The sequence below is a fragment of the Acinetobacter sp. CAU_H_29a_1 genome (genome assembly GCF_058599505.1).
In genome coordinates, this window is sequence record NZ_JBZUJB010000002.1 from 75,708 (window position 1) to 87,153 (window position 11,446).

An 11,446-nucleotide genomic window follows, 5' to 3' on the forward strand; every position below is an offset into this window, starting at 1 on the left:
AATGGACCAAGCTAGTTTAGAGCATTGTGACCAATTGCTGTCGTCCAATGCGCTGCCAAGGCAAACCCTGGATCAGTGCCTGTAACTGTTCTGGACTGAGTGCCAGGGTTTCACCCTGATGAACTTTAGCCCAGTGAAATTTTCCCTGTTCCAACCGCCGAGCACACAGCCAGATCCCCAGTCCATCATGTACCAGCACTTTCATGCGATGGCCACGTTTATTACAGAACAGGTAAGCACAATGCGGTTTAATGTAGCCAAAGGCTCTCACCACCTGAGCCATGGCCGTATCCATACCTGCACGCATGTCCATGGGCTGGGTAGACAACCAGATTTCATCGATACGGATCATGTTGTAAGTGCCTTGAGTAATTCTGCTAAAGCAGATATTTCTGATACTTGCCATTTCAAGCCAATTTCTGCTTTTGAGTGGGGTAAAGTAATTTGAACCGTTAACATGCCAGTAGAAATAGGATCTAATGGTGCAGAGCAAGATAAGGCAATAAATGCAGGTTTATTCGGTAGTAGTGAGCGATCATTCCCTGGCTTAGCATCAATTAAGCGAATCCATTTGGATACAAGATGTGTATTCAATCCATGTTGCAAAGCGACCGAAGCAATTGAAACCTCCGATGCTTTACACGCCTGAACGATCTGCTGTTTAAATTCAGCACTATATGTTCTTCGTATTATCGTAAGAGATGCGATGGATGTCTGGTTATTTGTAGTCATAAATTTAAGTTCCCACTTGTTTTTAAGTGAGGACTAAATTAAGGCTTATAGGACGAATTCATAAGGTGTGTTTAGCGGACGCTTACTCTGCGAACACATTCACAATACGATCTTTACCAAAAATGGAGATAAAGCGTTGAATCAAAGCAATACGCTCTTTTGTATCTGAATTTCCACGTTTATTGAGCAATGTCCAAACAACAGGTATCGCTATTCCACGATAGACGATAGCTAACATCAAGATATTGATATCTCGTTTTCCCCATTTCCAGTTGGTTCTATCCAAAGTTAATTGGACTTTATCGAATGAAAATATATAGAAAATTAACTGAGAAATTTGACGATAATCGAAATAATGATCTGCAAAGAAGCGTTGTATACGTCGATAAAATGATTGTGGTAAGCACTTGATGGGTAAGGCTTTAGATGCAGAAGAAAGATTACATGTCTGTTTTACAATTAATGCAAGCATAATCAGTGTAAAACATTTTACATGTGACTTGTTCCACTTTAGATATTTGTTTAAGATGAGATGTAACTCATTGAAATGTGTCATCATATTCGTCGTCAGAAAACAAGTATTATGCCATTATTTCAATGAGTTATCTTTTTTTGTCGTGTACAAAGGAAAATCATAATGGGATAGGCGTGTATTAAACCCCTACCCTATAATGTTATATTCTGCTCATTGATTTTCTTCTAGTATTTTTAAATGCTCTAGAGAAAACTGCTTCAATTCCATTATTTCTTTTAAATTTTGCGGATACATCTTAGCCGCTTCTTCAAATAGCTCATTCATTTCAGGCGCAGAGTATTGGTTATCAACATTCTTAGCAAAAAGTAAAATACTTGAAAGAGAGAGATAACCTTTTATATAGACCTGCATCATTGTATTAAAGGCAATCAGAGCATCATCAAAGGATTTATATAACATGGTTTCTTGTTGATCATCTGCCTTATAAAAAATAAGATGCTCGTCATCTGTAGGTTGTAATAAGATTTGTTCCTGTATAAGCATTGCCTGGCATGCCTGTTCAAGTGACATATTCTCAAATACAGGTATCAGTTTATTTTGTTCAACGATAAAATTAACAACATAACCTTGATCTGTCTTCGTAAGTGTGTGGTTAGGAATGTAATGATTAGTTTTCATGTTCTACCTTAATGGATGAATAATTAGTTCATAAGTCTATTAATTAGCTATCAAAATATGACGTAAACTGATATCAAGCTTATTTTACACCTTATAGTAAAAAGTGTAGCAAGTTGCTACACAGTCATATAACGTCTTTTCCAAATATTTCATTCAATCGTTTTCTATTTTCTTTTACAAAATTTGAATTATTTTTTAATTTATATTTCATTTCTTTCTTAAATTCACTCATTGAACTGCCAGCTACAGCAAAATCCATTTGGAACATAATATCATTAACTATCACATTTGCTTGAGATTCAGTTAAGCACCCTTCTGTCTTAAACCACTTACTAAACTGTTTATAATTTGGGTCGTTTGCATAGATGTACCAAGACCTTACGGTCATATCGAACTTCGCACCTAATTCTTTAACAAGCGCATTATCATCAAAATTGACATCTAAATAGATTTGAGTCTTATCATTAGTATTAGATACAACAACTTCAGTGGCATGCCTATTAAGAATTTTAAATCGAACTCCGACAATAGGTCGACCTTTCTTGATGGTATCGTATTCTAATTGAAGACTAGTCCTTTCATTAATTTCTTCAATAATTTTGTCTAAAACGTATCGTCTAAAATCAACCCAACGATCGTATTTTTTCTCTCCAATATCAATTAATGCTTTGATATTCTCAAGTGAAAGTTCAACCTCATAAGAATCTTGATTAGCATACTTAAATTCATTTTTTATAAAGTATGAATACAAACTCATACTGGTTACAGAGTCCAAAGCAAATAAATCTTTCAATTGATAGGTCGTAAAATTTCCATTTGCTAAACGAGTAAAATATGGAAGTACTTCACTGGTGAAACGTATCTGCAAAGCATTTTTAGCATCATCTTCCCAACGGAGTTCACGAATAATTGGTACTACTGAGTGTACTTTTTTAACTTTACGCTTATTATCATCCACGGACTCTTCAATTACAAAATGAGCTACTCGTGATGATAATTCTTTATAAATACGATCAATAGCAACATTAATGGAATTCTTTTTATCTAATCCTAATAGTTCGCCTAAATCATCTTTATGCAAATAAATATAAGTTTGCTCTGTAATTTCACGATCTTGATTATTCTTTTCACCATAATTCGCAACAGCCATTGCATAAAGAAGAGCTTTATACTCATTAGATGATAATTCAATTGGTCTAATCAGACGGTTACTAGTGCTGACTACTCCATTATGTCGAATATTACCAATACAATAAGGTAGATGTTCTAATTCTTCTGGTTCGTTGTGATTGCTCATGAGTGGAAAGATTAAAATATTTTCTACATGTTATACACAAAAGTGGAAGAAGATGCAAACCGCTCACTATTCTCTCTTACTAACATTAAATTAACTCAGTTTATGCCCATCAAACACCTTAACAGTGGAAGAAGTGTCACTATTAAAGTGCAATTTTGATACTATTCAGCCTTATGGTGGAATAAATATAAAATTAAACACTTTTAAGTGACGACTCTTCCACCTTTGATAATTCATCCGTGTCGCTAAAGCAATAAATTTGAAAGTAGGAATAGCCTATAGCACCACTAAAGTGGAATTACCCAACACATATTCCACTATTAAAGTGACAAGCCTTCCACCATTCCGGTATTCTTGACTATCAAACATCATATTATTAATTAAATTTTATACAAATAGTTTATCCACAGAATAAAAAACAACTAATGACAAGTCTTCCACCTTTATTTCAATAAAAACAAACTTATCAACACCACAAGCAGTTGACTTGTATTGTTTTAAATTAAAAAAACCACATTAAAATAAATCACAATGACAAGTCTTCCACCATAGTGACAAACCTTCCACTTATCGGTGACAGACCTTCCACTCATTAGTGACAAACTTTCCACTTATCGGTGACAGGCCTTCCACTTATCAATGACAGGCCTTCCACTTATTAGTGACACGCTTTCCACTTTAAAAACCTTATCTAGTTGTTTTTAAAGAAGTAAAATTTTTCTAATTATAATTAACTAATTAACTAATTAATACTAATTAAAATTAGCTAGCTATATTTTTAAAAAAAGTTAAGAAATGTTTTTCCCACATCTTTTGAATTCAAAAGATAAAAATATGACAAAGGAACTGTAGCAAGTTGCTACAAATATCTTTATATTAAATGAAATCAAAGTAAATTCCTTAAGACAAATATGTCAACTAAAATTATTGCTGTAGCTAATCATAAAGGTGGTTGCGGGAAAACAACTACTGTAGTACATCTTGCTTCAGAACTTGCTGAATTAGGAAATAAGGTCTTAGTAATTGATCTGGATCCACAAGCAAATGCAAGTTTACATATAGGATTAAGACACCCTAGCGAAGTTGAAACTACATCAGCGGAATTACTCATTGGTGATATAAGTCTATTATCGGAAGCATTAGAAGAAGAAACAAAGTTTAAAAATGTTTCCTTAATATATGGCTCATTAACTCTTGGTAAAACTGAAGATCAATTGAAAGATGATGCACCAAGACCAACCGAGGAACTTTCAAATAAATTGAAAATTCTAGAAGGATTATATGACTACATTCTTATTGATTGCCCTCCGAGTTTAAAATTATTAACCAGCAATGCTTTAGCCGCTTCGACACATGTTATTGTTCCAATCGAATCTGGTTCACAATACGGTCTCTATGGTGTTACTGATTTAATTAATCATTTAAGTAAAATTAGAAGAGTTAACCCTGAATTAGAACTCTTAGGTGCTTTATTAATTAAACATGATGAGCGTCAGAATGTATGTAAATTAATAAAAAATGAAGCATTTAATCAAGTTGGAGAATTATTGCATACCACAATTCCGATGAGCACTAAAGTTAATCAAGCTGCAATTTTGCAACAACCTTTATTATCTGTTGATAAAAACTCAAAAGTTCGAAAAGCTTTTGAAACTTTAGCACAAGAAATTGTTCAGCGTGTCAAATAATATAATTCTGGAAATACTATGGTAAGTAATAAAGAGATATTGGCTAAACGTCTTCAGCAAAATACTCAAAAGCATCAACATGCCCAAAAAGAGCATATTAATGATGTCAAAGAGCTAAGACGTAATGTACAAATTACAGATATTCAGGCTAGCCCTAACCAGCCTCGAAAACTCTTTAATCAACAAGATATTGAAGATTTAGCAGCATCAATTGAGGAAATTGGGCTATTACAACCAATTGCAGTTCGTAGAATAAATGATAAATATGAGTTGATTGCTGGTGAAAGACGATTGAAAGCCCACCAATTTCTCAATAAGAACACCATTGAAGTAATCATTATTGATGCATCGGATGAAGAAGTTGCTTTATTAACATTAGCTGAAAATTTAAAGCGAGAAGATCTGACAGATTATGAAATATATGTTGGATTAAATTCTTTGGATGAAAAATTAAAAAAAAATAAGCAGAAGTTAGCAAAGTCATTAGGTATGAATCGTGAAGATATGTATAAATATTTATCTTTTGAAAAATTACCTGGAGAGTTGATTGAAGATTTGGAAAAACAGCCCTCATTATTAGCAAGGACCGCTGCTACAGCAGTGAAAAAGTTTCTATCAGATCATGATGAAAACAATGAAAATGCTAAAGAAGCATTATTCGAAGCATGGTCAAAATTGCTTAAAAAAGAAGTTGAACAGACAAAACTCGCATCACTAGCTGAAAAAATCTTTAAGTCAAGAGAAACGAAAGAAGTAATTCAAACTTCAATTGTACATAAAATTGAATATGATGGGAAAGTTGCTGGTAATATCAAATTTGACCATAATACATTAAAGGTATCTTTAAAAATCGGACAATTTGATGATCAAAATTTACAAGAATTAGAAGCTTTCCTAAGACGAATGTTAGAAAAATAAAGTAAAAAAATAGTGTAGCAATTTGCTACACTATTTTTTGCAATTAGGAAAATCTATATAAGTAGTCATAATAACATTTCCATAAATTTGTCATGTAAATTGAATATTTAAAGCGTATTTTTCGACCATCTTAAGATGAGTCGATGCAATGCTTTGGCATAAGAAAAATTAAATAAAAAAAATTAATAAGTTTGGCATGCTGTAGTTTGGGCACAGTTATTTTGACGGGCTGTCAAAGTCCTACTTTAGTTCAATCAACTTCTACTTCAGTACAACCATCAAAACAGCCTTAACGTGTGGTTTTTTTCTTGGGAGATGGAATGGGTATCACGACACTAACAGCTGCACGAATTTATGCTGTTGGTGAAGATGGCCAACTGCCGATAGATCAACTGCCAGTGTCAGCATTTGTTCGTACTTTCTCAAAAGATGCACAGGTTAGAGATAGCGCACCATCGATGGGTGCCTATATGACAGGTGTAAAAATAACAGAAAACTAAAAAAAAATGGAAGAATTCTTAAAATTTAGACCGCCCTAGATAAGTAAAACGTATGTATTTGTTGAGAATTGTAATTTTGAGAAAATTTAGTTGATAGATTAAATGTATTTTCATATAAAAAGATATGCTCATTTTTTATATCGATAAAAATGTTAAAATTTGACTATTTAGTAAAAAATATTGAGATTTTTATAGGGCAATTTATCATGCCCTTTTGCTTTGACCGACCAAATGTTCTGCTTGAGATAGTAAAAATTAACTCAGAACTACTAAAAATCAAAAAGATTAAACAGAGTCAGAAAGTAGTAGTACAGGCAAAGTTCAAAGTAATCTACGTCAAAATTTGGCAAAAAATCTTGCTATTGATGCAAAGGGAGCCAGGATTACGTGTGCATTCTAATTATGTTGCAATCTTACAGCTGATACATAATCTTGATGATTTTATCGAAAAATCACAGCAACACTTGTGCTTTGAAAGGAAAGCTCAGAAAGAGCTGGATGCTAAATTTTTTGCTCGATTTTTTAAGCTAACAAAGAATTCAATAAAAGATCAACTTTTACAAAATTGTTTAGATCGTAATGAATTTAGACAATGCAATGTGATAAAAAATTAAGCGAAAATGAATATGCCGAAGATTGACGCAGAAGAGCACTTTTTAGATTTAGCAGAAAAATTCCAAAAAGATTATTGTCTGTTACATGATGATGTTGTGAATACACAATTTATTGATCTATCAGATGATTTGTATAAAGAAGTCTACGCGCTATACAAATTAGCACAACAAATTTATAGCTATATATCAGGCTCCAGACAGATCGGTAAGTATTCTTTTTTGGCTGCTTTGAGTTATTTTTCATGTCCGAATATTAGTAATACTCAAGAGTTGTCGTCTGTACGTTATTTGATTTTGCAAGCGAGTTTTTTAACATATCGGCAGTATCAAGAATTTGCAAAGATTGATAAAGCTGAGAATAAGCAAAAACATGTTTGTGATCTCTTTCGCTATGTATCACGATATGTTCTGGATTCTAATCATGCTGAATTATTTCAAGAATGCAGTGAGCTACTAAATCGCTATGTCACGTACGAACGTAATTTGAAAAAAGAGGATCGTAATCAACTTTTTAATATTAAAGATTTCAAACAAGTACAAGTCATAGAGTATTTATCGGCTCTATTAATAATTTTTAAAAGACTAGATGATCGTCGTGTAGTTCATCGTCAGCGTAAGTCAAAAAAAAGCAAAGTTTTGGAATGGCCAACTAAAAATGAACTCAAAAAATTTCGTGAAATAAAATCAGGTAAGCATGAAGATATCGGACATAACGCAAAGATCAGTTTTTATGATGCCTCTCTTTACAAAGATGAAGATGGTGAAATTGAGTTATTGGACACTGAAGTAGAATTATACTCTGAAGATGAAAAAACTAAAAATTTTAATCATTTAATTAGTGATTATGCTGCGTATTACACGCGGCATCGCCAACGCCGTCATGCGCCATTTATTACAAATCCACATTATTTGGCGCCAGATATACTGAAGCAAATTGTTTATGTGCTAAGAGATGAATTATCAGGACAACCGAGGAATGCGGCGATCGCTGCTGCCTGTTTATTGTCTTTATTGACGGGATTATCACCCGTTGCACTGATGGATTTTAATGACCTTATTCAGGAGGGTACGTTGATTCAAAATGGTTCAAGTAGACGTCGCGAATATTTACTCAAATTAAATCTTAATATTACAGAGCAGAAGATTAAGAGCTTAAATGATGAGCGATGGAATGAAGTGATGACACATCAACTACATTTACCTTCTGCTTGGTTTGACTATATAGAACAAGCATCGAATCCAATAATTTCTTCAACAGACATTAATACAAAACTTAAGAATTGGCTTGATAATCGGTTTGTAGGTTCGATCACTGTTGAAAAACTGCAGGCTCAATTATATTTTCATATATATTATGAAACATATAATGAATATCTAGCTCATGTAATTGCTGGGCGGGATAGTCAGCATCACATGCCTGGTATCTATTATGGAGGGCTACCGAAAGCTCAACTCAGTAGCACATATCTAGCCTTTGTAGAAACAGCACTTACACCACATTCCTCGGAATTTACTGAAGACACGGCTGAACTAAAAATATTGCAACAACAATTCAAAGTGCAATCTGCATTATCTATCGGAAGGATAGGGAGCCAACTGGCACTTGAACCCAGTTTTGTGAAAGAGCAATTTGCTTTTTTACATAAACATTGCCAAGAAAATATTCAAAAAGATCAACATATCATTAATCAACTGAATGCATACGCATGTTGGATGTGGCATATCAGCTTGTTGAGTTTGGCAAGTCGGCCTAAAGAAAACCTGTTGGGGAATTTGGATGATTATTGTGTTGAGCTCAAGCTTTTATATGTGAATGATAAAAGAAATAGTAAAGCAAGAAAAGATGGTCGTTTTATCCCATTATCTGATTTTTTCATAAAAACACTGCAAAATTACACAGTCTTTTTAGAACAAATTATTGAAGCGTACGGTTCGTTTTTTAGACAAGTCTTTACAAAGAAAATTACTGTAAATGATCTTTTTGGCAAGGTCATTGATAGTAAAGATATCTTGCCGATAACTGTCAAAGAGTGTAAGCGTCCGCTGAACCCCATGTCTATTTTTTAATTTGAGTTGGATTTCCAGCGGTGTGGTAGCAATTCTTCTATTTGGGTCACTTTATGGGTCGGCAATCTTTTCAGCACATCACTTAAATAGGCATACGGATCCAGCCCATTCAGCTTTGCTGACTGGATTAAAGTCATGATGTTTGCCGCTCGCTGACCACTGCGCAGCGAACCTGCAAATAACCAGTTCTTACGTCCCAACGCCCAAGGCCGCACCTGGTTTTCCACCCAATTATTGCAAATCGGTAGATTGCCATCATCCAGATAGCGGCTTAAAGCTGGCCAACGCTTCAGAGTGTAATTGATGGCCTTGGCGGTTGGAGAACTCGATGGCACCGTCAGTTGATGCTGGTTGAGCCATTCATACAGTTGTTGCATCACCGGTTGACTATGCTGTTGTCGGTATTCGCGGCGCTGTTCTGCTGTACCATCGGTCTTTCTCCTGAGTTCTGCTTCTATGGCATACAGTTTCTGAATCAGCACTAAGGCCTGTTCAGCGACCTGACTTTTCTTGGTCACATGCAGTTCATGGAATTTACGACGCGCATGCGCCATGCAGCCCACCTCAATAACTTGGCCTGATTTAAAGCGTGCTTTATAACCACTGTAATCATCACAGACCAGATGGCCCTGCCAGTCTTTCAGGAACGCTTCAGCATGCTGGCCTGAACGACTATCCTGAAAGTCATAAATCACGGCTTGAATTGGATTATATTGGGTTGTTGCATAGGCCCAGACATAACCTTTCTTCGGTTTTTTCTCATCATCACCCATCCGCATGATGGTGACTGGTGTTTCATCTGCATGCAGCACCCGCTGTTGCAGCACCACCTCTTTTAAAGCATTGGCCAGAGGCTCCAGTTCTACACCGCAGCGACCTATCCAGTCAGATAAAGTTGATCTAGAAAGCTCGATTCCCGCCCGCTGATAGATCAGACGTTGACGGTACAGCGGTAAATGATCTGCGTATTTCGAGACCAACACATGGCTCAGTAGTTCAGGACTGGCAATACCTTTATCAATCACATAGGCGGGCATCGCTTGCTGAGTCAGGGTGTCACACTGATCACAGACCCATTTGCCACGCACATGCTGTTCCTTATAGAACTGTGCCGGTCTGAAATGTAGTTTTTCACTGATATCTTCGCCGATACGACGCAAGGTGCAGCCACAAGCACATTGGGTTGATGTTGGTTCATGCTCGATACGGATGGTGTGTAGATGATCGGGCAGCAGTCGACGTTTAGGTTTGTTGACTGTGGCTTTGTGTGTCGCTGCATCAGTTTTATCTGCATTCAGCCGTTCCAGTTCCAGATCAACAGCGGCAATATCTTCTTCGACCGCTTCATCCCACAGATGGATTTGTTTTGCGGTGAGATGTTCGTTTTTACTGCCAAATTTGTGCTGTTTAAATAGTGCGAGCTCATGCTCGTATTTTTGCGTGAGAATGGAAAGATGTTGAACTTTGGCATCCAATTGCTGGTTTGATTTTTCTAATTCTTGATTTGATTGTGCCAAAGACTGATGCTGCATTGCCAACTGCCGGGTAAATTCCAGCAGTTGTTCATGGGTCAGTTGGCTTAAATCAGGCAGTGTATTCATGACCGCAGTATGCCTGAGGTCATGAGAAGAATGAAATAGAACGTTTGGAGAATAGCAGAATGGACCAAGCTAGTTTAGAGCATTGTGACCACTTGCTGTCGTCCAATGCGCTGCCAAGGCAAACCCTGGATCAGTGCCTGTAACTGTTCTGGACTGAGTGCCAGGGTTTCACCCTGATGAACTTTAGCCCAGTGAAATTTGCCCTGTTCCAACCGCCGAGAACACAGCCAGATCCCCAGTCCATCATGTACCAGCACTTTCATGCGATGGCCACGTTTATTACAGAACAGGTAAGCACAATGCGGTTTAATGTAGCCAAAGGCTCTCACCACCTGAGCCATGGCCGTATCCATACCTGCACGCATGTCCATGGGCTGGGTAGACAACCAGATTTCATCGATACGGATCATGTTGTAAGTGCCTTGAGTAATTCTGCTAAAGCAGATATTTCTGATACTTGCCATTTCAAGCCAATTTCTGCTTTTGAGTGGGGTAAAGTAATTTGAACTTTTAACATGTCAGTAGGAGTATGATCTAATGGTGCAGAGCAAGATAAGGCAATAAATGCAGGTTTATTCGATAGTGGTGAGCGATCACTCCTTGGCTTAGCATCAATTAAGCGAATCCATTTGGATACAAGATTTGTATTCAATCCATGTTGCAAAGCGACTGAAGCAATTGAAACCTCCGATGCTTTACACGCCTGAACGATATGCTGTTTAAATTCAGCACTATATGTTCTTCGTATTATCGTAAGAGATGCGATGGATGTCTGATTATTTGTAGTCATAAATTTAAGTCCCCACTTGTTTTTAAGTGAGGACTAAATTAAGGCTTATAGGACGAATTCATAAGGTGTGTTCAGCGGACGCTTAC

10 protein-coding genes and 3 pseudogenes are annotated in these 11,446 nt (G+C 36.1%); 5 read left to right on the forward strand and 8 right to left on the reverse strand.

All coding sequences use genetic code 11. The features are described from left to right. Positions 1 to 16: 16 nt before the first annotated feature. From tnpB (AC4MDD_RS18480) to AC4MDD_RS18500, 5 genes and pseudogenes are all read right to left on the reverse strand, one after another. Positions 17 to 352, reverse strand: a complete 336-nt coding sequence (gene tnpB, locus AC4MDD_RS18480) for an IS66 family insertion sequence element accessory protein TnpB (protein ID WP_275284931.1) — start codon at positions 350 to 352, stop codon at positions 17 to 19. After that, a complete protein-coding gene (locus AC4MDD_RS18485) occupies positions 349 to 732 on the reverse strand; it encodes a transposase (protein ID WP_146857247.1) in 384 nt (127 codons plus the stop codon). Before AC4MDD_RS18485 ends, tnpB (AC4MDD_RS18480) begins: the two co-directional genes overlap by 4 nt. Positions 733 to 817: 85 nt before the next feature. Next, positions 818 to 1,288: pseudogene (locus AC4MDD_RS18490) on the reverse strand (IS4-like element ISAba33 family transposase); the annotation flags it as partial. A gap of 129 nt (positions 1,289 to 1,417) precedes the next feature. Continuing rightward, positions 1,418 to 1,885 (reverse strand): hypothetical protein, encoded by a 468-nt coding sequence (locus tag AC4MDD_RS18495; RefSeq protein WP_279693812.1) that lies wholly within the window; start codon positions 1,883 to 1,885, stop codon positions 1,418 to 1,420. A 124-nt stretch (positions 1,886 to 2,009) separates the two neighbouring features. After that, entirely contained in the window at positions 2,010 to 3,182 is a 1,173-nt protein-coding gene (locus tag AC4MDD_RS18500; protein ID WP_126039364.1) for a replication initiation protein, read from the reverse strand. A gap of 911 nt (positions 3,183 to 4,093) precedes the next feature. Here AC4MDD_RS18500 and AC4MDD_RS18505 point away from each other — a divergent pair. From AC4MDD_RS18505 to AC4MDD_RS18525, 5 genes and pseudogenes are all read left to right on the forward strand, one after another. Then, positions 4,094 to 4,870 (forward strand): ParA family protein, encoded by a 777-nt coding sequence (locus AC4MDD_RS18505; RefSeq protein WP_058952656.1) that lies wholly within the window; start codon positions 4,094 to 4,096, stop codon positions 4,868 to 4,870. Positions 4,871 to 4,888: 18 nt separating this feature from the next. Next, positions 4,889 to 5,788, forward strand: coding sequence for a ParB/RepB/Spo0J family partition protein (locus AC4MDD_RS18510; protein ID WP_110975735.1), 900 nt, complete (start codon positions 4,889 to 4,891; stop codon positions 5,786 to 5,788). Positions 5,789 to 5,936: 148 nt separating this feature from the next. Beyond that, positions 5,937 to 6,276, forward strand: a pseudogene (locus AC4MDD_RS18515) (alkaline phosphatase); the annotation flags it as partial. A 161-nt stretch (positions 6,277 to 6,437) separates the two neighbouring features. Continuing rightward, positions 6,438 to 6,902: a hypothetical protein gene (locus AC4MDD_RS18520; RefSeq protein WP_004762884.1), complete on the forward strand. Its 465-nt coding sequence runs from the start codon at positions 6,438 to 6,440 to the stop codon at positions 6,900 to 6,902. A 12-nt stretch (positions 6,903 to 6,914) separates the two neighbouring features. Next, a pseudogene (locus tag AC4MDD_RS18525) lies at positions 6,915 to 8,933 on the forward strand (hypothetical protein); the annotation flags it as partial. Between the two features lie 32 nt (positions 8,934 to 8,965). On the opposite strand, the gene tnpC reads toward AC4MDD_RS18525, so the two are convergent. The 3 genes from tnpC to tnpA form a co-directional block, all read right to left on the reverse strand. Further along, a complete protein-coding gene (tnpC, locus tag AC4MDD_RS18530; RefSeq protein WP_491881702.1) occupies positions 8,966 to 10,570 on the reverse strand; it encodes an IS66 family transposase in 1,605 nt (534 codons plus the stop codon). 74 nt (positions 10,571 to 10,644) lie between these two features. After that, positions 10,645 to 10,980, reverse strand: a complete 336-nt coding sequence (gene tnpB, locus AC4MDD_RS18535; RefSeq protein ID WP_004684362.1) for an IS66 family insertion sequence element accessory protein TnpB — start codon at positions 10,978 to 10,980, stop codon at positions 10,645 to 10,647. Continuing rightward, positions 10,977 to 11,360: an IS66-like element accessory protein TnpA gene (gene tnpA / locus AC4MDD_RS18540; RefSeq protein WP_491881703.1), complete on the reverse strand. Its 384-nt coding sequence runs from the start codon at positions 11,358 to 11,360 to the stop codon at positions 10,977 to 10,979. Before tnpA ends, tnpB (AC4MDD_RS18535) begins: the two co-directional genes overlap by 4 nt. Positions 11,361 to 11,446: the final 86 nt, after the last annotated feature.